We start from the raw sequence: 22,330 nt of genomic DNA, 5'->3' as shown, positions 1-22,330 counted from the left end.
CCTGTCCTTGGAGACGCCATGCCCACACCTTGGTCCCGCCGCGGATTCGTCAAGGCGACGGGAAGTGCAGCCGCCGCGCTGGGTCTCCCCGCAACCGCCTCGGCGATGGCCCTGACCACCTCCGAGCCCGCCCACGCCGCGTCGGCCGCGCCCACCTCGTCCACCGCGTTCGAAAGCCTCAGAGCCACCTGGCGCGGCCTGATACTCGGCTCCGGTTTCAGCCCCACCGCGGAGCCGTTCGCCTCCAAACTCGCCCGGCTGGGTAAGGACGCTGCCGCCTGGCGGACCACGATGCTGCCCGCGCCGGGCTCCCTGTGGCCGGACATGGTGTGGCTGGACCCGGATCCCGACACGGACACCGAGTCGTACACCTACTCCGCGCAGATCCAGCTCACATTTCAGCGGTTGCGTTCCATGGCGGAGGCGTATGCCCAGCCCGCCACGGGTCTGACCGGGGACGACGCCCTCGCTCGCGATGTCGTGGCCGGGATCCGGCACGTGGTGACCGACGTCTACCACGCAGGTCGAGCCCGATACGGCAACTGGTACAACTGGCAGATCGGCGGGCCGCACGCGCTGCTGGACGCGGCGACCATCCTTTACGAGCATCTGGACGCCGACCTGATCGCCACGATCACCGAAGCCGTCCGCGCGTTCGTGCCGGACAGCGCGGTGGCCTCGTACACGGGTACCTCGACCGGCGCCAACCGCGTCGACCTGTGCCGGACGATCGCGCTCAGCGGTCTGGTCGGAGAGGACGCCGATCGGCTCGCCCTCGCGTCGAGGGCCCTGTCCCCGGTCTTTCCCTACGTCACATCCGGGGACGGCCTCTACCGTGACGGCTCCTTCGTCCAGCACACGTGGGTGCCCTACGCCGGATCGTACGGCGCGGATCTGTTCACCGGCCTCAGCCTGCTGTGCGCGCTGCTCGCCGGCTCCCCCTGGGAGATCACCGACCCGGCCCGGGAAAACTACTTCGACGCCGTCGAACGGGCCTGGGCCCCCTTCCTCTACAACGGCCTGTGCATGGACGCCGTCTCCGGACGCGCCGTCGCACGGGGCCTGCCGCCCGGCGATCCCGGCGGCGCCAACGACGACCATCTGCGCGGCCACTCGATCATCGCCTCGATCGTCGCCCTGGGCCGCGCCGCGAGCCCCGAGCAGAACGCGCGCTGGCGCGCTCTGACCAAGGGATGGATCCAGCGGGCCTACTTCAGCCCTCCGCACACCAACCCCATGCTCAGCGTCTACAAACTCGCCCAGCTCCAGAACGTCGTGGACGACTCCTCGGTCAAGCCCCTGCCCGAGCCGGTCGTACACCGCCTCTTCCCGTCCCAGGACCGGGCGGTGCACCGCCGCCGCGAGTGGGCCGCCTGCCTGTCCATGGCCTCCGACCGGATCGCGCACTACGAGTGGGGCAACGGAGAAAACCTTCGCGGTTACCACACCGGGGCAGGCTGGCTGTCCTGGTGGGGGGACGACTTCGCCAACGAGCAGTATTCGCAGACCTTCTGGGCCACGGTGGACCCCAATCGGCTGCCCGGCATCACCGCTTCCAGGAAGCGGCTTGCCGACGGCCAGGGCGGCCAGTGGGGCGCCGAACGCCCAGCGGTGCAATGGGTCGGCGGCACCACCGACGGCACGTACGCCGCGGTGGGCCAGCACCTCAAGGGTCTGGCCTCGACCCTTGAGGCGCGCAAATCCTGGTTCTTCCTGGACGAGGGCATCGTCTGTCTGGGCGCCGGCGTCACCGCTACGGACGGCGAGGCGGTCGACACCGTGATCGACAACCGCCGCCTCGGCCCCGCCGGCACTCAGGCGCTGACCGTGGACGGCCACCGCAAGCCCGGCGCCCAGGGCTGGACGGAGACGCTGAGGGACCCCGGTTGGGCACACATCGCCGGACATGGCGGCTACGTCTTCCCGGCGGGCGGCCGCATCACGGCGCTGCGCGAGGAGCGCACCGGCCGGTGGAGCGACATAAGGACCGGCTCGTCCACCACCCCCCTCACCGACCGCTACCTCACCTTGTACGTCGACCACGGCATCGACCCGGTCGACAGCGCGTACGCCTACGTCCTCCTGCCAGGCGCCAGTGCCGCCCGTACCGCGGCCCATGCAGCGAGCACGCGAGGGCTCCTCAGGACACTCGCCAACACATCACGGGCCCAAGGCGTCCACGTCCCCTCCCTCGGCGTCACCGCTGTCAATTTCTGGGCAGCGGGGACGGTCGGTGACCTCACCGTGAGCGCCCCCTGCTCGGTGCTGATCCGGCACCGGGCCGACGGCACCGCGGTCGTCTGTGTCTCGGACCCCACCCGTACCCTCACCACGCTCACCGTGACGTGGCGGCACCGGATCACCGCAGTCGCCTCCCGCCCCGCCACGGTCGAACAGGCCATACCGGGAAGCAGACTGACCGTCACATTCGGAGATCTCACCGCCGAGGCAGGCGCCACGCAGAAGGTCACGGTGAGGACAGCATGAGGGCGACGGTACGACGTTCCATCGCCGCGCCGGCGGCGCTGGCCTGCCTCCTGGTCTCCGCCACCTCGGCTCGCGCGGCAACCGTCTGGGACGGTGACGCGGCAGGCGGCAGGCGGCAGGCAGCACCCGGGTCTTCCGGAGCGTGGAGTGCGCCGAGCCCGGCAGCCTGGTCACCACCGCCGACCCGAACGGCCACGGGACCGTCTTCCGGTTCACCAAGCCCGGTGGTCTCGTCCGCTGTGAGTTCCGGGGCATCTCGGTGGGCGGCGCCCGGTACGCCTTCGCGCCCGGCTCCACCTACTGGCTGGGCTGGGGGTCCCAGCTGTCCACCGTCAGCGGGGACTTCGTGGTGTGGCAGTGGAAGTCGTATCCCGACGCGGCGCAGAACTTCCCACTGATCATGACTGTCAAGGACGGCTCAGTAAGCCTTTTCCACGTCAGCACGGACGCCACTTGGCGCCTGATCTGGTCGGCGCCGGTCTCGGCCGGGGCGCGGAACCGGTTCGCCCTCGGCATCCGCACCTCTGCCTCGGCCGAATCAGGCTGGGTGGAACTGTCCTTCAACGGGATCCGGCAGACCTTCTCCGGCGGCGGCTACCGCTATGCCGTACGCACCTGGGACAGCGCCAACGAACCCGAGTGGCGCATCTACGACCGGGACGCCCCGCAGAGCGACGTCGTGAACCGACTGGACCGGCTGCGTGTGGGCACCGAGCACGCGGACGTCGGTTGAGCTGCCGTGCACAACGAGAGAGACAAAGGTGAACCGTCGATGAGCACACGACCGGCGGACGGCGTCTTCACCGTGACCGACAGCGGATTCGCCCCGGACGGCCGCCTTGTACGGCAGCTGTCGTGCACCGTGCACTACTTCCGGGTGCACGAGGCCCAGTGGGCGGTTTCGGGGTGCTCGCCGAGATCGACATGGCCGCAACCCTCAGGGCCAAGCTCGGCCGGGACATGGAGGACTACCTGATCCTGGGAGCCTGCAACCCGCAGCTGGCAGAGCAGGCCCTCGACACCGACCGGAGCATTGGACTCCTGTTGCCCTGCAACGTGGTGATCGGTGATCTTCAGTAATTAAGCGCCCGGCTGCCGGTCGACAACCGAAGCAGCCTACTGAAAGGTGTTTCGCGTGGCCACCGGGCGGCCCGCAAGAGGGCCCTGAGGGTGGTGCGTCAGTCCGAGGCGCCGCTGCGCCGGGCGTAGGCGCGGGCGGCACGGACACGGTCGCCGCAGCGTGTGGAGCACCAGTGGCGCCGGCCGTGGGTGCGCAGGAGGAACCGGTCGCAGGGGGTCGATCCGCAGGCGGCGAGGATGTCGGCGTCGGGGCCGGTGAGCAGGTCGGCGGCGTCGGCGGCGAGGGTCGCCAGTGCGTGGTTGACGGCCTGGTCTGCGGGGTGCGCCTGGGTGCGGCGCATCCCCTGGGCCCCGTCCCAGGCGAGGAGGGGTGCGGTGGGCACGGCCGTGAGGGCCTCGTTCACCGCGTGCAGGGATTCCTCGGGCGGGGTGGTGGTGTCGACGCGGGCTGCGAACAGGGCGCGGATGTGGTCGCGCAGCGTGCGCATCCGCCGTGCACACACCTCGTACAGCTGCACGTCCGGGGTGGTCAGGTCGTGGGCGGCGAGCCAGCGCATGGCGGATTCCGGGGCGGCGAGCAGGTCGTAGCTCTGGCCGGCGGGCAGGGTGGCCGCGGTGTCGGCGAAGTCCAGGGAGCGGTACCGGTCGGCCCCTGGTGCCGGGGGCAGAACGGTCGGTGCCACGTCGGTGGCCAGGGTGTCATTCATACCTCTCATGGTAGCGCTTGCACTTTACCGTGATACCTGCCTAGCCTGGCGTCACGTTAACCGCATGTTTTTTTCGTGAGAAACGGAGATGTGATGCCCCAGCTCGGCGCCAACCAGTTCCCGGTCCGCACGTTCGGCGGTCCGACCGCCCTGTTCGAGTACGGCGGCCTGCGCTTCCTGACCGACCCAACCTTCGACGGCCCCGGCGACTACCCCGCGCCCGGTGGCCCGACCCTGGTCAAGACGGCGCCCTCCGCCGCTACGCCCGCCGATGTCGGCCCTGTCGATGTGGTCCTGCTCTCCCATGACGAGCACGCCGACAACCTCGACACCTCCGGCCGCGCCCTGCTCGACGACGTCCCCCTCACCCTCACCACCCCCGGCGGCGGCGAGCGCCTCGGGGAGAAGGCCAAGGGCCTGGCCGACTGGGAGACGGTCGAACTGGAGCGCCCGGGCGGCGGCACCATCACGGTGACCGCAGTCCCCGGCATCCACGGCCCCGGCACGCGTGAGGAGATCGAGCCCTTCGCCGGCCAGGTCGTCGGCTTCGTCCTGACGGGCGAGGGCCTGCCGACGGTCTACGTCAGCGGCGACAACGCCTCGCTCGACGCAGTCAGGGAGATCGCCGAACGCTTCGCCCCGATCGACACCGCCCTCCTGTTCGCCGGCGCCCCCCGCTTCCCCATGCTCTTCGACGGCAACCTGATCGTCCTGGACAGTGCGCAGGCCGCCGAGGCCACCCGGATTCTTGACGCCCGCCGTGTCGTCCCGGTCCACCACGACAGCTGGGCCCACTTCACCGAAGGCCGCGACGAGTTGGAGGCAGCCTTCGCCGCCGCGGGCCTGACCGACCGCCTGGACCAGGACTGGGCGCAGCGCGCCTGAGCCCGGACCACCACTTAGGAACCAGGACCTCGTGCCGGGGTCGGGGCTCCCCACACCCCGAGCCCCGACCCTGCGAGCACCCCCTCGCGGCGTCCCATGCGCCGCGCCAGAACGACAGAGAAGAACCCGATCACATGTCCAGCGGAACCAACGCCGACCTCGTGCACCGCTTCTACCGGGCCCTTCAGCAGGGCGACTACGACACGCTCACCGGCATGTTCCACCCGGACTTCGTCTTCTACCCCCAGATCGACAGCCCCCGGCCCGGCGCCGCAGGGTTCATCGACGCGGAGAAGAAGCACGTCGACGCCTTCTCCGATATTCGTCTGACAGTCCTCGACACCGTCGCCGAAGCCGACAAGGTCGGCGCCTACGTCGTGGTCGAAGGAGACCAGGGCGGCGACTACTACGGCATCCCCCCACGCGGAGCACACGTACGTTTTTCGATGTTCAACCTGTTCACGTTCAAGGACGAGAAGATCATCGAGAAGCGGGCCCATTACAACCTGACCGACATCAAAGACCAGCTCACGGCCGACCCCGCCGCCTGACGACACCGGCCTCGACAGGGCCACGCCCTGCACGTCTCCACCGCCGCACACCGACGGCAGCCGCCTGGAGCGAAACGCTCCCACCCAGACCACGATCCGGGCCCCGGCGGGAGACACCAAGAGCTCCTCTGCTCTTCGTCGTCCTCGTCCAGAACGGGGGCGTCCGGGTCGCGTAGCGGCCGCAGGGCGCCGGCGGCCGGGGTGGAGGCAGTGAAGCTGTAGCGGCCGAGCACGTTGAGGTTCGCGTGCTTGAGTGGGGAGAGCCGGGCGATGTCCTCGTCCCGGATCTCGTGACCCTCGGCACGGAACTGGGCGACGGCAGCATCGATGTACTTCGTCGTCCAGAGCACGGTGGCGTTGAGGATCAGGCCGAGGGCGCCCAGCTGGTCCTCCATCCCGTCCGTCGCGGTACGCCTGGTGAACGTGTGCCGCGCTTGCCGTGGCACACATCCCTCGCCGGCTTGTGGCGGGCCTCCTACACCCTGAGCTGCCGGTTCATCTGAGGGGGTAGGTGTCGTCCACCGGGTCGACCACCCGCAGGAGATGCTCGGTCTTCGCGATCCGCCCGTACTCCGCGAACGCCGTCCCCAACTGAGCCGGGCGCCCCTCGCGCACGAACATCCGCAGCAGGTCGTACGCGCAGACCTGGTTCGTGACCAGCGACCCGGCGACCTTCAGCATGTCCGGCCAGTGCGCGATCCCCTTGTTCAGGTTCACGCGGTTGCGGGCCAAGTCCTCCACCGTGCCGTACGTGCCCGTCTCCACCCCGGCCATCGTCGCCCGCCAGAACCACTGGTCGTCCAGGTCGCGGAAACGCGGGCTGAAGTTGCTCGCACGGTTCGGGCACGGGCCATCCACCCCGGCCACCCCAGTGCCAATGTGGTGCCTGCAGATCCTCTCTACAACGGGAGAGTTATGCCGAGTTCTTGCATGGCGGTGGACGGTGGACCGCCCTCGGAACGCTCGGTCTTGTACCCCTTGGCGCCGGCGGAGAGGGTGCGGGGGTCGACGGCCTCGGCGGGAGCTCCGCTGGCGTAGAGGCCCTCGGGCTGGGCATCACGGTCGTGTGGGAGGAGCCAGAAGACGCGTCGGCGAAAGGTTCCGGATGAGCGGGAGGCTTTCGCTGCGGGGCTGAGGAGTGCGTAGCCGATCATGCGGCCGTCGCGGTGGTAGGGGGGTTTTCCGCGGCGGGTGGGGAGGCGGTCCAGACTCTGTCGGACGTAGTCGAGTTCGGTGACGTCTTCGAGCCAGACGAGATCGGACTCATGGCTGATCTCGTCTTCGCTGATCAGGGAGCTCATGCGGTTGCGTCCCTCTCCTGGTCGGTGAGCAGTCCGATGCCCGGGTAGTACTTGCGTTGGTTGGACAGGATCATCTCTTTGGGTGACGCGAGTCCCGCGAGTTCGCGAGCTCGCGCGGCGAAGGCGCGGGAGGACAAGACCGGGGCTCCTTCATTCTGGCACCACGTCCGGTAGCAGGCGTAGAGGCCTGCCTGTTCGGCCCGCAGGTCGGGGCCGAGGCTGCAGCGTTCTTCGAAGAAGCGGCCAGTGTGGTCTTCGGTTTCGGCGTAGGCGGTGGTGGCGATGCGGACGCGTTCGGGGCCGGTGAGGTCTTTGTCTCCGGCAAGGTAGCGGCGTGCGCCGTCGATGAGCCAGCCGAGGATTCCGGGGCCTTCTTCGGTGACGAGGATGTCGGCAAGGTTGTCGATTTTGCGGTCGTCGGAGACGACGCGTTCGAAGGGGATGAGGCGCATGCGGCGCCAGAACGCGAAGCCGCCGGTGCCGACTTCGGGCCGGTGGTTGCCCAGGAGCCAGAGTTTGTGGGTGGGCTGGAAGCTGAAGAAGTCCTGGCGCATCCGGCGGGCTTTGATCCGGTCTCCGCCGGTGAGGAGTTTGACGCGGGCCTCGTCGAACTTGTCGCCGTGTTTGACCTCGGAGCAGACGATGACACGGCGACCGTGGAGTTCGGCGAGGTCGGTGGGGTGGCCTTCGTAGGGTTTGGCCATGAGGAACCCGGGTGGGGCGGCGTCGGCGTAGTCGCCGAGGAGTTTCATCAGGACGTCCAGGAGGACGGACTTACCGTTTTTTCCGGAGCCGAACAGGAAGGGGAGGATCTGGCCTCCGACGTCACCGGTGACGGAGTAGCCGAGCAGAAGTTGCAGGAAGCCGATCATCTCGGCTCCTTCGGGGTCGTCGCCGAAGGTGTCGGTGAGGAAGCGGTTCCAGCGAGGGGTGGGGGTGCTGCGGGGGCCGACGCTGGTGGAGCGGGAGTGGAAGTCCTTGTTCGGGTCGGGGGTTTTCAGGAGGCCGGTGCGAAGGTCGACGATGCCGTCGGGGGTGCACAGGGCGTAGGGGTCAGCGTCGAGGCGGGCGGCGTTGAGGACCATGCCAGGGGCTGATTTGGCCTGGGTGAGCATGGCGTTCATGCCGGTGGTCGACAGCGCACGGCGGCGGTGTTGCTGGAGGGCTTGGGTGGTGTAGAGACCACGGGTGTCGTTCGAGGCGATGTTCTCGGCGAGGTCGCCGGCGGCCCAGACAACGGTGTCGTCCTCGTCGATCTGCCAGCGAGTGGTATCCCACCGGTACCAGCCCATACCAGGGACGTGGCGGTAGTCGTTGGAGTACAGCTTGACAAAGAGTTTGGCGTTGCCGCGGTCAGTCAGGGTGTCGGGCAGCAGTCCGTGCTGGGTGGCGTGGCCGGCGGCCGTGGGAGCCGTAGAAGCGGCACCTTGGGATGGCACGGGAACAGGAGCCTGGTCACGGATCTGGGCGGCGACGGTGGCTGCGTCGAACAGTGAAAGGGTGTGGTCGTTGCCGGGAAAGTTCATGGGCGGCTGCCGGTGTGCAGGGGGCGCTTGAGCCCGGCGGCCATGCCGCTGCGGATGATCTGTTCGACTCGGCGTTCCTGGCCTGGGCGGGCCGCGATCGCGGTCTCCAGGAGCGCACGTTCGCCTTCTTCGTGCATGAGGCGGCCGGCCGCAACGAGGCCCCCTACGGTGTAGGCGGCCCGGTTGAGGATGTCGGAGAACCCTGCCCCCTCCGCGACCTGTCCACAGGCCTCGATAGGAACAAGAAGGGACGCGAGTGTGTGCTGGCCACGGTGGCCACCTCCGGCTGCGAGAACGGCCTGCTGAGCTCGGGGCGGCACGGGCCGGGGAACGGGTACGTGAGCGGGCAGGTGCCCTGTGCGTTCCAGTTCCTGGGCGAGCCATTCAGGAAGCAGTGCCGGGCGTCGCACTTCGCCAACGGGGGTGTAGGTCCCTGCGCCCGTCGTGGTCCCTGGGGCAATGATGTAGCCGCCGTGGGCACGAACATCAACCTGCCAGGCCAGAGCACGGCGCGGGCTCGAACCGCTGGAGCACTGCCACTGGCGGCTGTCCCCGGCTCGGTACCAGACGTGGAGACCACCCGAGGGTGTACGGACACGCAGTGTGGTCTCGTCATCGGCCGGACTGGCCACGCCGCGGAGCGCGGCCAGGACTGCGAGCGTATGGAAGCCGTTTTCAAGCCCGGTGAGGTTCACCGACTCGGCGATCGGGATACCGGGGAGGATCCGGTTCCGGGTCGGCGGTGCCTCCAAGTGAGCATCGATGTCGATGACAACCACGCCAGCGGGGCCACAGGCAACACCGACGCCGAAATGGGACTGTTTGCCCCACCACTGCTGGATGCGGCGCTGGTCGAGGGTCGCTGCGCGAAAGCCGTGACACCACCGCCCGGTGGCCAGGCAGGGGCACTGGTGGTGAGTGTGTCCGGGGGTCCGACAGTCCTCACAGTTGGCGGGTGGCGTCTTTTGGCCAGGAGCAAGGGGGTGCACGGGCCAGCCCTGGCGCGCACACCACCGCGCAGTGGACAAGGACATCCCAGCGACTGAAGGACCAGAGCTGAGCTGGCCTGAGTCGCTGGAAGAAGTCCGCAGCTCAGCAGGCATTTACATCCTTCAACAGCGACCGAAGCGACTCAACAACGAACACACCTTAGCGAACAGTCGCAGGGGTGATGGGGAGCACCGACAAAGAGGGCGCCCCCCCGTGTCGGTGTGAGGCAGGCCCATTTGCCGCAAGTAGCTACTGAACAATTAGGGGCAGCGACTCAGAGGTGATGAGTCGCTGCCCCTGACCTACCGGAAAAACGCAGGTCATCGCGGCACAACCAAGCAAAACAGCGACTGAAGCGACTCAAGGTCTCTATATATGACGCACACGCGCACGCAGGAGTACTTCATATACCCGGCACTTCAGTCGCTTCAGTCGCTACCTTCGACGCTGCACCCTTCTGAGCTGGGCTTTTCTCGCTCTCTCGCTCAGCGACCGAAGAATCCCGAGTCGCTGAGCTTCAGTCGCTGAGTACAGCGACTCAAGCGACTGAAGCGACTCAGCGTCAGGCATAGGACCGGACTTGCGTGACCACCGCGACGGCCTACACCCCGCGCTGCCCAAGCCCAGCCGGCTTGCGTTCTCCTGCTGGGCAGGAGCCGCGCGAGGCGCCGACGACCTGGCGGCAGACCGAAGTCGCCCACGCTCATGCTGGAGCGCGCGCTCGCCCTGAGGAGGCGGACGACCCGGCGCTGGTCCTCCTGTGAGCCGTCGGCTCCTGGCTGCGCTCCCCCCCGGGTAGCCGAGGAAACTCGCTCCGCGGAACGCACGCGGCTCGCCCGCGAGCTGCACGACGTCGTGCAGCACCACGTGACGGCGATGGTCGTGCAGACGGAGGCTGCCCGGTACCCGACAGGCTCCCCGGGACGTCTCGTCGAGACGCTGAACGCGGTCCCCGACACGGGCTGACGGGCGATCGGCAACCTCCGAACCTCCTGGACCTGCCCGACCCGGACCACGATGGCGCGGCCCAGGCACCGTTTCTCCGGGACCTGCACACGCTCGTCGAGCAGACCCGTCAGGCCGGGCAGCCGATCAGGCTCACCGAGGAGGGCACGCCGTCGGAATCCGCCGGGAGCGCCGAGCTGGTCGCCCACCGGGTGGTGCAGGAGGCCCTGACGAACGCCCTCAAGCACGCATACGGCAGCCCGACGGCGGTCGGCGTGCGCTACGACGAGCGGGAGATCAGCACTGCTGGGACCGGACTTGAGCAAGCCCGCGCCGTCACCCGCCCGCGCTCGCCCGGCGGGAGCGGGCGGGTGCTCATCGGGCTGCGGGAACGGGTGGCCGCCCTGGGTGGCGAGTTCGCCGCGGACCGCGGGGCCGACGGCGGATTCGTCGTCCAGGCGCGCATCCCCACCGGGAGCCGGTCATGAGTGCGCCGATCCGGGTCCTGATCTGCGACGACCAGGCGCTGATCAGCACCGGGTTCGCGACGATCATCGACGCCCCGCCAGACCTTGAGGTGGTCAGCGAGTGCGAGGACGGCCGGGCCGCCGTCGACCTCGCCGGGGCGATTGAAACCCGGACATCGTGGTGATGGACGTCCGGATGCCGGTGCTCGACGGCATCGAGGCGACCCGCCTGCTCGCCGGCGCGGGGGTTACGAGTCCGGTGTGCGGGACGTAGCGCAGCAGCAGTTCGCTCGATGTGAGCGAACTGCTGTCGAGCTCGGAGATGTGCCCCTCACGCTCGGGGCCGTAGTTGCACGTGTCGATGAACGTCCTTCCCACCAGTGGTGTGGCAGGAAGGACAGGGAAGGCCGTGACCGGCACCGTGACCACAACGATGTCACCGGCCACCGCGGCTTCCTCGCTCGTTGCCGCGCAGGCCCCCGGACCCAGTCTCGCGAGCGTGTCCGCGAGCGTCCCGGGGCCGCGCCAGTTGCTGAGCACGACCTGATGTTCGGCCTCGACGCGAGCCGCGCGATGGTGCTGCCGATGGCTCCCCTTCCGATGAGCAGTTCGGCCTCCAGCGGGTCGAGGCCAGCCAGCTCCTGGGCCGTCGTCCTGCGACGCTGCATCAGCGTCGTGCGGGCCGGATCGTACTCGGCTCGCCCTGCCGGACCGTCACGGAACCCGGTGACCGTCTCACGGGCGTGCTCGGCCCGCAGACGGGCGCGCTGGAGCTGGATCGGCGTGAGGTCCGCCAGCGTTCGCGGCTGGGCCGTCTGCCCTCCCGGCCTGACGCCTCCGCCGTCCAGAGGTTCGGGGCGGCGGAGCATGAGCCAGTTGACCGTCCGGCCCTCCGAGCTGACCTGGACAACGCGACCATGCTGGGCTCCACCTGTCCACGACCAAGTCGACGCCGTCGATCCGGAAACCGGCCCCCGGCGAGTTGCCTCGGGCAGCCGGGGGCCGGTGTCGGTGGCGGCGACTACGTTTGCCGGTGTGACAGATGAGCTTCGTGAAGCGTTGATTCCCTTTCGTACGAGGGCCGTTGAGATGGGCAGTGTGTTCCACCGCGTGGACCCGATACCGGCGGAGGAGGTGGACCGGTGGATCGGCCACGCCCGGCCTTGCGCGATCCTCAGGTTGGACGGAGAGGGGCCGGTTGCGGGGAGGTTCGGTGGGCCGCTGCTGCTGCCCACCGACGTTCCGGACCCTCAGCACCCGTACGTGGGGTACATCGACTTCGCCGCGTTGCCGAAGCGCCCGACGGACCTTCCTCTGCCGCCGGACGGACGCCTACTGCTCTTCGCCGAGATCTGGGAGCTGTGGGACGGCGACAACCGCGGCCATGCCGTCTATGTCCCGGCCGGCACCCCGGTGACCGAGCGCGACAGATATACCTGGACGGCCTACGGGGACAACTGCATCGGCGAGTTCCGGGAGAACTTCGACAACTTCCCGCAGGGCGAGTTGAGTGTCACGGCCGAACCGGACCTACCGCGCCCAGCACCTGACGGTTTCCCGAACCAGGACGGGCTTCAGGCTGTCTGGGACGAGGTCGCGGGCAGGGGCCGGCATCTGCAACTCGGCGGCTACGCGGCGTACCCGGATCCGCTGGAGGAGATCGTGAGCTGCGCTGTACAGCAGGCCGAGCAAGGGCGGTGGGGCGGCCGTGAGCCGGTGTCGGGCGACCCCGAGGACTGGGTTCTGCTGGCCTACTGGGACGCGGATGTCGCAGGCCGGGAAGGCACCAAAATGCAGTGGTCCATCCAGCGTGCGGACCTGGAGGCCGGTCGCTTCGACCGCACCTATGTGACCGGCTACTACAACCCCTGACCCGGCCGGGCGAGCCGGTGACCGTGACCGGGGGTCACCGGCTCACCGGGGCCGCCAAGCCCTGCGGCTGCCCGCCAGCAGCGGTCGGCCACGGCGCGCCATGCATTCGGCCATGCTCCGGCAGCGGCAGGCCCTCGGGCCCGGACTGGGCGGACAGGTAGGTCGTGAGGATGTTCGTGGTGTCCATCAGCCACAGCAGGATGAGGTGGCGCAGCCATAGGTCCCGGTCGTCCGGGTCCAGGCGGTTGCGGGTCAGGAACACGAACCGGCTGATGCTCGCGAGCGTGGTGCGGGCGTCGTCGGCCGGGGCGGAGCCGCTCACCAGGTTGAGCACGGTTCGCGAGAGCAGTTTCGCCTGGTCCATGTTGCCCCAGCCCCGTTGGAGCCCCGGGTCGAGGAAGGCGAGCCCGTGCGGCGTGCGCACCACGTGATCGGGTTTCAGGTCCCCGAAGACCAGGGGCAGCGACGGTATGACGGGCAGCGGCTTCGCCGTTCGTAATCGGGCCACGACCGGGGCGAGCACCGCCCCGTGGCCCGTGTGCTCCAGGTACGTGGGGCCGCCCGGGCTGTTGAACTTCCGCTGGAACGTCCCCGCGATCGACCGCTCACCGATCAGGACGCTGTCCGTACGGCCGCCCGCACCCGCCCGGCGAAGCGCCGGCGTCAGCTCGGCGAAGACCTGCTCGAACAACTCCGCGGTCCGCAGCGGCTCCCGCGCAATGAGCTCCGCGAGGGTGGGGCCAACGACTGCCTGGGTGAACAGCACCGCGCTGTCGCACCCGGCCACCCGCAGTCCGGCCGCCCTCAGGGCGGTCAGCTGCGCCGCCTCGCGCCGCAGCAGGGCTCCGGCCTTGGGGACCATCGGAACAGCCATTAGCGCTAAGCCGGTGGTCTTGGTCCCTGGGCCGTCGCCCGCGCGTTGCCGCTCTCAGTGCTCATCCCCCGCTGTCGTCTCGGTGACGAGCCGGAGGGCGGGGCGCGGTGGGGGGAACTCGCCGAGTTCCCGTGCTGCCTCGCGCCAGTTCGCGGCGGAGCTGGAGCAGCCGTTCGCTGTCGTGGCGGTAGCCGGGCGGCGGGGTGTTCGGGACGATCGGCCAGAGGATGGTGGCGGCGAACCGAAGCCCGTGCACGGCGGCGGTCGCGTGAGCATCGCTGCTCCCGCCGTTCAGGCGCCGCAGCATGTCGAGCCGGGCGGCGGCGGCGAGGAGTTCGTCGTACATCTTCGCTTATTCCTGCGCGCGAACGGTTGCGAGGTCATCCACGTCGGGTGGCGGCGGCGTTCGGGTGGGGCTGGGCCTGGAGCCGTTCGCGCAGATCGATCTCTTCGGGGGTGAGCGGATCCCCGGACCGGCGGATGCGGACGGGCTTGGGCCGCAGCGGCAGGCCATCGTCGGCAGCGGCCTCGGCCTCGGCGAGCGCCCGGTACAGCGAGGCGACCGAGGGGGACTTGCCCGTGTTCTTCCCGACCTTGATGGTGAGCTTCTTCGCGATCTCCGGGACAGGGACACCCTTGTCCTTCAGGGCGACGGCGAAGGTGAGCATGTCGTCGTCGATGACCTTCCGCCCCGCCGTGGTTGCCCTTGGATGCGGCGATGACCTGGCCCTCCAGGGTCTTCTCCCGGATGTAGTTGCGCTCGATCTGCCCGGCGACGGCGAGCACGGCGAAGAACATCACGCCCATGCCGTTGGGGTCGTAGATTCCGGTGAGCGGCCCGGTGAGGAGTTCGAGCTGGATGCCGTCGGCCTGGAGCTCGGCGGACAGCGTCATCAGCTCGGCCGCGTTCCTGGCCAGACGCTTCAGCTCGTGCACCGTGAAGATGACCGGCGTCTCGGGTGCGGCTTCCTTGAACTGGTGGGCCAGCGCGAGCGCCTTCTCCAGCTCGGGCCGGACCTTGACCCTGGTGCTGATCTGCTCCCTGAAGACCTTGTGACACTCGGCCCGGTGAAGGGCTTCGAGTCGACTCGCCAGCTCCTGCCGGGCGGTCGACGTCCTTGCGTACCGATTCGCACCGGCCGCTCGGTGCGGGGCGCGGGCACGATCGCGAGGGCGGGGCCCTGCTTCCACGCGCGGCCGGGAGCGCGGTCGGCGGGGACGGGGATCTCCAGTTCCTCGCGGAGGGCGGGGACGAGGACGAAGCGCGGGGTGTGGTACTTCGCGGCGGTCTTCCCGCCTCGGGTGCGGCAGGCGCTACCGGCGGGCGCGTCACAGTTCGGGCAGTCGTTACGTTCTACCGCAAGTGCGCAGTCTCTCAGAAGTGCCTCGCACAACATGCCGGTTTCGAGAGGACTGTTGCGGACGGCGACCTGCGGAAATGTGATCACCAGGGAGGCGTTCTCAGAACTCTCACAGAGGGTCGTTTGTGAGAACGGCTGTCCGTCGCGGTGGCTCGATCGGTACTAAATCGCGTCGGCTTCGGGCATGGCGCGCGTTCGGGTCAGCGGCGGATGAGGCCGAGGTCGGTGGCGGTGGCGACGGCGGCGGTGCGGGAGTCGACGTCGAGTTTGGTGTAGATGCGGGCCAGGTGGGACTTGACGGTGCCTTCGGTCAGATGGAGCCGGTTGCCGATGGCCTGGTTCGACAGGCCGTCGGCAACCAGGGCGAGGACTTCGCTCTCGCGCCGGGTCAGGGCGGTGCTAGGGGTGCGGAGCCGGTTCATCAGCCGGTCGGCGACCGTGGGCGCCAGTGTGGTGCGTCCGGCGGCCGCGGTGCGTACGGCGGCGGCCAGGTCCTCGGGCGGGGCGTCCTTGAGGAGGTAGCCGGTGGCGCCTGCTTCGATGGCGGGCAGGGTGTCGGCGTCGGAGTCGTAGGTGGTGACGATCAGCACCCGGGGGGCTCCAGGGCGGGCGGTGATCTGGGCGGTGGCTTCGGCGCCGCCCATGCCCTTGCCGAACTGCAGGTCCATCAGCACGACATCGATGCCGCCCTCAGCCGCGCGGGCGACGGCGTCCTCGGCAGTGGCGGCTTCGGCCGTGACGACGAGGCCGGGTTCGGTTTCCAGCACGGCGCGCAGTCCGGCCCGTACGACGGGGTGGTCGTCGGCCAGGAGCAGACGGATGGGGGTGTCGGTCACGGGCGGGCCTCGGGTTCGCTCTCGGCTGGCGGGGTGAGGGGCAGCTGGGCGGCCAGGGCGGTGCCGCGGCCAGGGGCGGATTCGACGGTGAGAGTGCCGCCGAGGGCCTGGACGCGGACGCGCATGGTGGCCAGGCCAAATCCGCCGGTTTCGGGGTCGGGAGCGGGCAGGCGCTGGGGGTTGAAGCCGTGTCCGTCGTCGATGACATCGAGGGCGACTTGGTCACCGAGGTAGCTGAGCGTGACGTCCGCAGTGGTTGCTTCGGCGTGGCGCACGGTGTTGGCGAGGGCGGACTGGGCGATGCGCAGCAGGGCGACCTCGTGCGGGGTGGCGAGCGGGGCGGGTTCCCCGGTGAGGTGGAAGCGTGCGGTGAGGCGGTGGCGGGCGGAGGTGGTGGTGCACAGGCGTTCCAGGGCGCCGGCCAGGGTGGTGCCTTCCAGGGTGGGAGGGGTGAGGGCGGCGACGAAGCGGCGGGCTTCGGCGAGGTTGTCGACGGCGGCCTGCCGTGCCTGGTCGAGGTAGCGAGCGGCGTTCTGCGGGGTCTGGGGCAGTGCGCGTTCGGCGGCGCGCAGCAGCAGTTGGATGCTGGAGAGGCCCTGGGCGAGGGTGTCGTGGATCTCGCGGGCCAGGCGGTCGCGTTCGGCGAGCACGCCGGCGGTGTGCTGGGCGGCGGCCAGGTCGGCGCGGGTGGCGGTGAGCTCCTCGATCAGTTGGCGGCGGTGTTCGCTTTCCCGGTACAGGGCCTGGTAGCCCCACACCACCGCGACGGCGACGGCGGCGCCGAGAACGGGGCCGATGGCCATGGCGGGATGGAAGGAGCGCTGGTGGGCGGCGAAGCCCGCGATGGCCGCGGCGGTGGTGGCGGCCACGACGGCCAGTCCGGCCCGGCGGGTCAGCAGGTGCAGCTGGAGGAAGTACAGCGGGAAGGCAACCCACACGGCGTCGGGGGACAGTGCGAGCAGCGCCAGCCAGCAGGCGCCCACGGCGGCCAGCCACAGTGCGGCGGCGCGTCGCGAGCGCCGTATGACCGGCAGTACGGGCCCGGCCGCGTACATCAGGCCGCACGCGGCCGACGCGGCGACGATCCAACCGGCGCCGGGCTGGCCGCCGGTCACAGCCCGGCCGGCGGCCAGCACGAGTAGGCCGATCACCAGCAGGTGCAGGCACCAGGCCAGGGCCCGGGTGGTCGGAGTCAGTGCAGGAGCAGCGGTCTTCACAGTGCGTTCCAGGCTACGGAAGCTGCAGCTCCCGGGCCTCCATCGAAAGTTAGAACCCGCGTGCCGCCTTTCAGCCCGCCAGGTGCCATCCTGCGCCAGACGCGCGCACGGGGGGTCGGCGGCGACGGTGGAGTCATTACCCGATTCCGCCGCTGGAAAGGACAGTCCAAGGCCGTGTTCGTCGCCTGGAGAGACCTGAAATTCGCCAAGGGGCGCTTCGCCCTGATGGGGACCGTCATCGTGCTGGTCGGGCTGCTGTCCGGGCTGACGGCCGGACTGGGCCAGCAGAACATCTCCGCGATCACGTCCCTGCCCGCCGACAGGATCGCCTTCCAGGCACCCGGCCGGGGGCAGAACCCGTCGTACTCCAACTCCACCGTCACCGAACAGCAGTGGAAGAAGTGGTCCGAGGCGCCCGGTGTCGAAAGCGCCGAACCTCTGGGGATCACCACGACCAAGGCCACCGTAGGAAACAAGAGCACCGGGGTCTCGGCCTTCGGCGTCGAGCCCGGCTCCCGCCTCGCCCCGGACAGCGACAAGATCACCGGCCACGAGGTGGTGCTGTCCACCGCGGCGGCCGACGACCTCGGCGTGAAGCCTGGAGACTCCCTCACCCTGGCTGGCCAGCAGATGAAGGTGGCCGCCGTCCAGGGCGACGCCCACTTCAGCCACACCCCGGTGATCTGGACCAGCCTGGACACCTGGCAGAAGACCGCGCCGCCCACCGGCACCGACGGCGGAGCGAGTGCGACCGTCATCGCCCTGAACACCACCTCCAAGGTCGGTACGGCCGCCACCGACCGCCAGGCCGGCACCAGGACCGTCACCACGGACGACTCGTTGTCCGCGATCGGCTCCTACACCTCCGAAAACGGCTCCCTGCAACTGATGCGCGGCTTCCTGTTCGCCATCTCCGCCCTGGTCATCGGCGCCTTCTTCACCGTCTGGACCATCCAGCGCAGCGGCGACGTCGCCGTCCTCAAGGCCCTGGGCGCCTCCACCGCCAATCTACTCAAGGACGCCCTCGGCCAGGCCGTCGTCCTGCTCGTCGGCGGCACCCTGGTCGGCACCGGCATCGCCGCCGCACTCGGCGCCCTGGTGTCCGGCTCCGCCGTGCCATTCCTCCTGACCCCCGCCACCGTCCTGGCCCCGGCCGCCGTGATCATCGTCCTCGGCGCGCTCGGCGCCGCCCTTTCCGTCCGCCGCATCACCTCCGTCGACCCGTTGACCGCCCTGGGGAGCGTCCGATGAGCCTGAACCTGACCGACATCACCCTCACCTACCCCGACGGCGACACCCGTCTGACCGCCCTCGACCAGGTCAGCCTGGAGGTCCCCAAAGGCAGCCTGAGCGCCGTGGTGGGCCCCTCCGGCTCCGGCAAGTCCAGCCTCCTCGCGGTCGCCGCCACCCTGATAACCCCCGACACCGGCACCGTCACCGTCGACGGCCAGAACACCACCGGCCTCAGCCGTGGCGAACTGACGGAACTGCGCCGCCACAAGATCGGCATCGTCTTCCAGCAGCCCAACCTGCTGCCCTCCCTCACCGCCGCCGAACAACTCCAGGTCATGGCCCAGATCGACGGCCGCAAACCCCGCACCGCACGCGACCGCGCCATGCAACTCCTCGACGCCGTCGGCCTCGCGGACCAGGCCGACCGCCGACCCCACCAGCTCTCCGGCGGCCAACGCCAGCGCATCAACATCGCCCGCGCCCTGATGAACACCCCCACCGTCCTCCTGGTCGACGAACCCACCAGCGCCCTCGACCACGAACGCGGCGCCGCCGTCATTGACCTCATCACCCGCCTCACCCACCAACAGGCCACCGCCACCGTCCTGGTCACCCACGACCGCGCCCACCTCACCACCGTCGACCAGATCGCCGAAGTCCACGACGGACGCTTGCGCCTCCCGGCGGTGAACCGGTAGGACACGCAACCCGTGCGTACCGGCCGCACACGCAGCTCCACGGGTCTGAGGCGGCGAAGGGAACGCCAAGGTGCCGACCGCCCTCTGCCGGACTCTGAACCTGCGGGAGCCGGTCTCGGTGTTCAGTCCCCCGCGCCGTCGTCATCGTCGTCGAGGTCGACGGCGTCCGGGTCACGCAGCGGGCGCAGGCCGTCGCCAGGCTGTGAGGACGCCTTCTCCAACTGCGGCAGCGTCGACACGCGCTCCTTGTTCGTGGACCGCTTCGCAGCGCTGATCAACCGGGTGGCCATCAGGATCTCGAACAGGTCCAGGGCGTCGTCAATCGCCTTCGCCTCCAGGTGGCGCATCACCGCGGTGACCATCGCCGTGCGCTTGGGCTCCGAGGCCCGCTCCAACTTCGCCGCCTTAGTACCCAGCCCGTAGCGGGCCAGCGCGGACAGCCGGTTCGGTGGAATCCTGTCCAGTTTCACCCGCCCCAGCTGGAAGCGGTTCGACGGGCGCCGGCGGGGGCGCGGTTCGGACGTCGCGGACGGCCTGGCGGACCACGCCGCGCACCGTGGCCTCATCGAGGGCCTGGAGGCCGCTTGAGGGAGAGCTGGCCGACCGTGGCATGCCGAACGTCCGCACCCTCGGGGTCGTCGCTGTTCCACTGCCGGAAGCCCCACGGATCGGCTGCGGCGGCGTCCAAGACGTCCCACACGGTGTCTTCGGCGTGCTCGGGAAGGGTGTCGAGGACCTTCGCGGCCGGGGCGGAGAAGCAGACCGCGTACGGCGGCTGTGCGGTCACCGGCGCCGCCTGCGGAGCTCCGCCATGTCGACGAAGCTGGTGTCGTCGTAGCCGGAGGCGACGAACGCGTCGACCGCCGGTGCGCTGGCGATGAGGCCCTGCCACTCCTGGACGACCTCGCAGAGCGCGGCGAGCGAGAAGGTGCGGCGGGATTCCTCGATGGCGGTCGCCCACTGCTGCTCGAGGGCCGGCACCCACTGCGGGGCGCGCCGGTCGGCGCGCAGCTGGGCGAGGAGTTCGGCCGGAGCTCCCGGGGCGGGGGCGTACGGCGTGACGGATGCGTGGTCGGGCTGCGCGCTCATCGGCTGCGCTTCCTGTGAAGTGCCCATCCGCACACGGTCATGTCGTCGTCCGTTCCCCGGCTGCAGAAGGCACCGAAGGGGATTTCGGCGGAGGTCATCGGAATCGCTCCCTCCCAGTTCTGCCCGTGTTCGGCGCAGAGCAGGACTCCTGCGAGGCCCGGGAGGCGGTAAGCCGCGATGCCGGTACGAGGAGAAGGGGGAACGGTCGGGAGGCTCATGTGGCCTCCTTGAAGGGCGTCGTTTCACGGTACGCGCGCCCGATCGCCGTGGATGCGGTCATGGGCAGATCCCTCCTACGGGGTGAGCGGGCGGCACGAGGGCCCGGCACCGGCGATTGCGATGCCGGGGCCAGGCCCGAGATGTGCCGGCCGAGGGTCAGGCGGCCGGGGTGAGGGCCAGGGTGGAGTGGCGGCCGGTAGCCAAGTGGATCGTGAGGGAGTCGCCGTCGTCGGTGGCGACCCGGTAGACGGGGTAGACCAGGAGCGCGGGATGACAACGGGGCGCAGCACGTCGGCGGCGGGGCCGCCGAAGCGAGCGGCCGGGGCGCCGGTCGGGTCCTGGAACACCCCACCGTCGGCGCCGGAGTGAAAGTCGAGTACCCAGGTGCCCTTGGCCGTGGTGAAGACGATGTCGCCGGTCGCACTGGCGTCGGTAACATCGCAGATGTCGGGGTGGGCCTCCAGGACGTCGGCGTGGCGCACGGCTGTGGTCGGGTAGCCGGATCACGGCAACGTGATCCGGCTACCCGACCACAGGATGAATTGCGTGGTCATACCTTCTGTCTCGATTCAGTATTCGAGGTCGAGGTAGTCGATGTCGTTGATTTCCACGTCCGACAGACCCGTAGCCCGGCCGCCGCCGTCCTGGAAATACACTTCCTTAAATCCTTCGGCGATGATTTCGCGCATCACCTGGTCGCTGGCGCCGGTGTCGCGGGCCTCGAAGAGGCGCTGGGCGTAGGTGGCGGGGAGCTTGACGGTGAGGCGGCGGAAGCGGCCGTCGTCGGTCGTTCCGATGGGTGCGGTGTAACCGAAGCGGGCGCGGGTCTCCACGGTGATGCCGGTGGCGGCGGCCTGCTGCCGGCGGCGCTTGCGGACCTGGGGCTGCCATCGGACCCGTACGGCGTCGTCGATTTTCGAGGCGACGTCGGCGCGGGGATGCTTGCGGGCGCCGCGCCGGTAGCGGTTGACGGAGTCGGCGGTGACGCCGAGCTCCGCCGCGACGGCCTTCGCGCTGCCCAACTGGCGCAGCAGGTAGCCGATCTGGCCCTTCAGCGTTTTCGGCGGCTGGCGGGTGAAGTGCTCCCGGTCGGCGCGCTCGATCGCGTCCTCGATCTCTCCCACCGGTCAGCTCCCGGCCACGGTCGCGCGGTGGCCCCAACGATCGGGAACGAGGTGGGCGTCGACGGCGGGGGTGAGGTTCACGACCAGGCGCTCGCCCACCCCGGTGAGGGTGGTGGCGTCGGGGACGAGGTAGCCGACCGTGCGCAGCTCGCGGACTGCTTTGGCGAAGGCTTCTCGGCCTTCGGCTGCCAGGCGTTCTTGGCGGGTGAGGGCGGTCAGCTCCCTGATGGCGGGCTCGTGGCCGGGGGCGTAGCCGGTGGCTAGTTCGGCCAGGACACCGCGGGCGCGCCAGGTCAGGCGCATGTCGCGCATCGCCCGCGCGAACAGGACAGGGTCGTGGACGGGTGGAGCGGTGGGGACAGGCCATCGGGGAACAGAGACGTCGGTGCTGGTCATGGAGGAAACTCCTGGTGGGGGCGGGGGTGGGCTACTCGCCGTCATCAAGGACGGCGTCGCCGCCCTTGATGTGGCGGGCCGGGTTGAGGCCCTTCTCCATCAGATCGACGGCCCAGGCCATCGGCTGGACGCCCTCGAGCTTCGCCAGGCCCGGGGTGGGTCCGAGGCGGAAGCCGCCCGGCTGCGGCTTCCCGGACGCGGCGTACGGGAGGAAGTCGAGCGGGCTCGCGCCCGGCGAGGGGTAGACGACGCAGTCGGACAGGACCGCGAGCGGGTACAGACCGGTCAGCTTCACCATGTTGTTGAGCTTGCGGTGCATGTTGACCCGGGCCTTGGAGATGACGGCGGCGCGGATGTCGGGGCGCCACGTCGGCCGGGACAGGGCCGGCCACGTTTCGCCCTCCTTGTAGGACTTGCCCTGGGGGCGCTCGCGGAGCTTCCCGATGCCGCCCTTCACCGTCGCCTTGATCGC

The 22,330-nt window shown here is 69.7% G+C and carries 20 protein-coding genes and 8 pseudogenes; 10 read left to right on the top strand and 18 right to left on the bottom strand.

The annotated features are described in order from the left end of the window. Positions 1-18: 18 nt before the first annotated feature. The 3 genes and pseudogenes from ACFYPN_RS32355 to ACFYPN_RS32345 form a co-directional block, all read left to right on the top strand. Entirely contained in the window at positions 19-2,487 is a 2,469-nt protein-coding gene (locus ACFYPN_RS32355; protein ID WP_389303277.1) for a polysaccharide lyase 8 family protein, read from the top strand. A gap of 142 nt (positions 2,488-2,629) precedes the next feature. After that, positions 2,630-3,220, top strand: a complete 591-nt coding sequence (locus ACFYPN_RS32350; protein WP_389303274.1) for a hypothetical protein — start codon at positions 2,630-2,632, stop codon at positions 3,218-3,220. A gap of 122 nt (positions 3,221-3,342) precedes the next feature. Next, a pseudogene (locus ACFYPN_RS32345) lies at positions 3,343-3,552 on the top strand (DUF302 domain-containing protein); the annotation flags it as partial. Positions 3,553-3,665: 113 nt separating this feature from the next. Here ACFYPN_RS32345 and ACFYPN_RS32340 read toward each other — a convergent pair. Then, positions 3,666-4,274, bottom strand: a complete 609-nt coding sequence (locus tag ACFYPN_RS32340) for an ABATE domain-containing protein (protein WP_358764562.1) — start codon at positions 4,272-4,274, stop codon at positions 3,666-3,668. Positions 4,275-4,367: 93 nt separating this feature from the next. On the opposite strand from ACFYPN_RS32340, the gene ACFYPN_RS32335 reads away from it, so the two are divergent. Then, entirely contained in the window at positions 4,368-5,159 is a 792-nt protein-coding gene (locus ACFYPN_RS32335) for an MBL fold metallo-hydrolase (protein ID WP_358764582.1), read from the top strand. A gap of 134 nt (positions 5,160-5,293) precedes the next feature. After that, positions 5,294-5,710 carry an ester cyclase gene (locus ACFYPN_RS32330; RefSeq protein WP_358764560.1) on the top strand — a complete coding sequence of 139 codons (417 nt, stop codon included), beginning with the start codon at positions 5,294-5,296 and terminating at the stop codon, positions 5,708-5,710. A 131-nt stretch (positions 5,711-5,841) separates the two neighbouring features. On the opposite strand, the pseudogene ACFYPN_RS32325 reads toward ACFYPN_RS32330, so the two are convergent. The 4 genes and pseudogenes from ACFYPN_RS32325 to ACFYPN_RS32310 all read right to left on the bottom strand — a co-directional run. After that, positions 5,842-6,538, bottom strand: a pseudogene (locus tag ACFYPN_RS32325) (Tn3 family transposase); the annotation flags it as partial. Positions 6,539-6,609: 71 nt separating this feature from the next. After that, positions 6,610-7,011 (bottom strand): DUF6009 family protein, encoded by a 402-nt coding sequence (locus tag ACFYPN_RS32320; RefSeq protein ID WP_358764558.1) that lies wholly within the window; start codon positions 7,009-7,011, stop codon positions 6,610-6,612. Further along, on the bottom strand, positions 7,008-8,537 hold the full coding sequence (locus tag ACFYPN_RS32315) for a phage/plasmid primase, P4 family (RefSeq protein ID WP_358764556.1): 1,530 nt from the start codon (positions 8,535-8,537) through the stop codon (positions 7,008-7,010). The genes ACFYPN_RS32320 and ACFYPN_RS32315 overlap by 4 nt, the downstream gene beginning before the upstream one ends. Next, positions 8,534-9,640, bottom strand: coding sequence for a bifunctional DNA primase/polymerase (locus ACFYPN_RS32310; RefSeq protein ID WP_389303271.1), 1,107 nt, complete (start codon positions 9,638-9,640; stop codon positions 8,534-8,536). The genes ACFYPN_RS32315 and ACFYPN_RS32310 overlap by 4 nt, the downstream gene beginning before the upstream one ends. Positions 9,641-10,319: 679 nt before the next feature. Between ACFYPN_RS32310 and ACFYPN_RS32305 the strand changes: the two are divergent. Further along, positions 10,320-10,960, top strand: a pseudogene (locus ACFYPN_RS32305) (sensor histidine kinase); the annotation flags it as partial. Further along, positions 10,957-11,201 (top strand): annotated as a pseudogene (locus tag ACFYPN_RS32300) (response regulator transcription factor); the annotation flags it as partial. The pseudogenes ACFYPN_RS32305 and ACFYPN_RS32300, both read left to right, overlap by 4 nt. Positions 11,202-11,347: 146 nt before the next feature. Here ACFYPN_RS32300 and ACFYPN_RS32295 read toward each other — a convergent pair. Then, positions 11,348-11,479 (bottom strand): annotated as a pseudogene (locus ACFYPN_RS32295) (NADP oxidoreductase); the annotation flags it as partial. Between the two features lie 549 nt (positions 11,480-12,028). On the opposite strand from ACFYPN_RS32295, the gene ACFYPN_RS32290 reads away from it, so the two are divergent. After that, the gene (locus ACFYPN_RS32290) at positions 12,029-12,811 is read left to right on the top strand and encodes a DUF1963 domain-containing protein (protein ID WP_358764552.1); all 783 of its coding nucleotides are present in this window, start codon (positions 12,029-12,031) and stop codon (positions 12,809-12,811) included. Between the two features lie 34 nt (positions 12,812-12,845). Here ACFYPN_RS32290 and ACFYPN_RS32285 read toward each other — a convergent pair whose 3' ends face one another. The 6 genes and pseudogenes from ACFYPN_RS32285 to ACFYPN_RS32260 all read right to left on the bottom strand — a co-directional run bounded on the left by ACFYPN_RS32285 (position 12,846) and on the right by ACFYPN_RS32260 (position 17,099). After that, positions 12,846-13,685, bottom strand: coding sequence for a hypothetical protein (locus ACFYPN_RS32285; RefSeq protein ID WP_389303269.1), 840 nt, complete (start codon positions 13,683-13,685; stop codon positions 12,846-12,848). 61 nt (positions 13,686-13,746) lie between these two features. Next, entirely contained in the window at positions 13,747-14,031 is a 285-nt protein-coding gene (locus ACFYPN_RS32280; protein WP_358764548.1) for a hypothetical protein, read from the bottom strand. Positions 14,032-14,065: 34 nt separating this feature from the next. Beyond that, on the bottom strand, positions 14,066-14,353 hold the full coding sequence (locus ACFYPN_RS32275) for a hypothetical protein (RefSeq protein WP_389303312.1): 288 nt from the start codon (positions 14,351-14,353) through the stop codon (positions 14,066-14,068). A gap of 91 nt (positions 14,354-14,444) precedes the next feature. Then, positions 14,445-14,876: pseudogene (locus ACFYPN_RS32270) on the bottom strand (recombinase family protein); the annotation flags it as partial. Positions 14,877-15,246: 370 nt separating this feature from the next. Next, positions 15,247-15,882 (bottom strand): response regulator transcription factor, encoded by a 636-nt coding sequence (locus ACFYPN_RS32265; RefSeq protein ID WP_358764546.1) that lies wholly within the window; start codon positions 15,880-15,882, stop codon positions 15,247-15,249. After that, positions 15,879-17,099 carry a sensor histidine kinase gene (locus ACFYPN_RS32260; RefSeq protein ID WP_389303267.1) on the bottom strand — a complete coding sequence of 407 codons (1,221 nt, stop codon included), beginning with the start codon at positions 17,097-17,099 and terminating at the stop codon, positions 15,879-15,881. Before ACFYPN_RS32260 ends, ACFYPN_RS32265 begins: the two co-directional genes overlap by 4 nt. A 174-nt stretch (positions 17,100-17,273) precedes the next feature. On the opposite strand from ACFYPN_RS32260, the gene ACFYPN_RS32255 reads away from it, so the two are divergent. Continuing rightward, positions 17,274-18,350 (top strand): ABC transporter permease, encoded by a 1,077-nt coding sequence (locus ACFYPN_RS32255; protein ID WP_389303264.1) that lies wholly within the window; start codon positions 17,274-17,276, stop codon positions 18,348-18,350. After that, positions 18,347-19,030, top strand: a complete 684-nt coding sequence (locus tag ACFYPN_RS32250; RefSeq protein ID WP_358764540.1) for an ABC transporter ATP-binding protein — start codon at positions 18,347-18,349, stop codon at positions 19,028-19,030. The genes ACFYPN_RS32255 and ACFYPN_RS32250 overlap by 4 nt, the downstream gene beginning before the upstream one ends. Before the next feature lie 206 nt (positions 19,031-19,236). On the opposite strand, the pseudogene ACFYPN_RS32245 reads toward ACFYPN_RS32250, so the two are convergent. The 6 genes and pseudogenes from ACFYPN_RS32245 to ACFYPN_RS32220 all read right to left on the bottom strand — a co-directional run. After that, positions 19,237-19,515 (bottom strand): annotated as a pseudogene (locus tag ACFYPN_RS32245) (hypothetical protein); the annotation flags it as partial. 77 nt (positions 19,516-19,592) lie between these two features. Then, positions 19,593-19,817, bottom strand: a complete 225-nt coding sequence (locus tag ACFYPN_RS32240; protein ID WP_389303260.1) for a hypothetical protein — start codon at positions 19,815-19,817, stop codon at positions 19,593-19,595. Continuing rightward, positions 19,814-20,119, bottom strand: a complete 306-nt coding sequence (locus ACFYPN_RS32235; RefSeq protein WP_358764581.1) for a DUF6247 family protein — start codon at positions 20,117-20,119, stop codon at positions 19,814-19,816. Before ACFYPN_RS32235 ends, ACFYPN_RS32240 begins: the two co-directional genes overlap by 4 nt. A 788-nt stretch (positions 20,120-20,907) precedes the next feature. Next, positions 20,908-21,462: a telomere-protecting terminal protein Tpg gene (tpg, locus tag ACFYPN_RS32230; RefSeq protein ID WP_358764538.1), complete on the bottom strand. Its 555-nt coding sequence runs from the start codon at positions 21,460-21,462 to the stop codon at positions 20,908-20,910. Positions 21,463-21,465: 3 nt separating this feature from the next. Then, the gene (locus ACFYPN_RS32225; RefSeq protein ID WP_389303258.1) at positions 21,466-21,858 is read right to left on the bottom strand and encodes a hypothetical protein; all 393 of its coding nucleotides are present in this window, start codon (positions 21,856-21,858) and stop codon (positions 21,466-21,468) included. A 31-nt stretch (positions 21,859-21,889) separates the two neighbouring features. Further along, positions 21,890-22,330, bottom strand: a pseudogene (locus tag ACFYPN_RS32220) (transcriptional regulator); the annotation flags it as partial.

Source organism: Streptomyces sp. NPDC005576, assembly GCF_042871745.1.
Classification (GTDB): domain Bacteria; phylum Actinomycetota; class Actinomycetes; order Streptomycetales; family Streptomycetaceae; genus Streptomyces.
Note: the sequence above shows the minus strand (reverse complement) of the source record. Positions and strands in the feature narration are given on the sequence as shown.

Bases quoted from the DNA above. Each gene is read 5' to 3' on its own strand.
- ACFYPN_RS32310 (WP_389303271.1), bottom strand. From the start codon at position 9,640: ATGCCTGCTGAGCTGCGGACTTCTTCCAGCGACTCAGGCCAGCTCAGC.
- ACFYPN_RS32225 (WP_389303258.1), bottom strand. From the start codon at position 21,858: ATGACCAGCACCGACGTCTCTGTTCCCCGATGGCCTGTCCCCACCGCT.
- ACFYPN_RS32290 (WP_358764552.1), top strand. From the start codon at position 12,029: ATGGGCAGTGTGTTCCACCGCGTGGACCCGATACCGGCGGAGGAGGTG.
- ACFYPN_RS32250 (WP_358764540.1), top strand. From the start codon at position 18,347: ATGAGCCTGAACCTGACCGACATCACCCTCACCTACCCCGACGGCGAC.
- ACFYPN_RS32340 (WP_358764562.1), bottom strand. From the start codon at position 4,274: ATGAATGACACCCTGGCCACCGACGTGGCACCGACCGTTCTGCCCCCG.
- ACFYPN_RS32315 (WP_358764556.1), bottom strand. From the start codon at position 8,537: ATGAACTTTCCCGGCAACGACCACACCCTTTCACTGTTCGACGCAGCC.
- ACFYPN_RS32320 (WP_358764558.1), bottom strand. From the start codon at position 7,011: ATGAGCTCCCTGATCAGCGAAGACGAGATCAGCCATGAGTCCGATCTC.
- ACFYPN_RS32330 (WP_358764560.1), top strand. From the start codon at position 5,294: ATGTCCAGCGGAACCAACGCCGACCTCGTGCACCGCTTCTACCGGGCC.
- ACFYPN_RS32355 (WP_389303277.1), top strand. From the start codon at position 19: ATGCCCACACCTTGGTCCCGCCGCGGATTCGTCAAGGCGACGGGAAGT.
- ACFYPN_RS32285 (WP_389303269.1), bottom strand. From the start codon at position 13,685: ATGGCTGTTCCGATGGTCCCCAAGGCCGGAGCCCTGCTGCGGCGCGAG.
- ACFYPN_RS32275 (WP_389303312.1), bottom strand. From the start codon at position 14,353: ATGCTCACCTTCGCCGTCGCCCTGAAGGACAAGGGTGTCCCTGTCCCG.
- ACFYPN_RS32280 (WP_358764548.1), bottom strand. From the start codon at position 14,031: ATGTACGACGAACTCCTCGCCGCCGCCGCCCGGCTCGACATGCTGCGG.
- ACFYPN_RS32235 (WP_358764581.1), bottom strand. From the start codon at position 20,119: ATGAGCGCGCAGCCCGACCACGCATCCGTCACGCCGTACGCCCCCGCC.
- ACFYPN_RS32335 (WP_358764582.1), top strand. From the start codon at position 4,368: ATGCCCCAGCTCGGCGCCAACCAGTTCCCGGTCCGCACGTTCGGCGGT.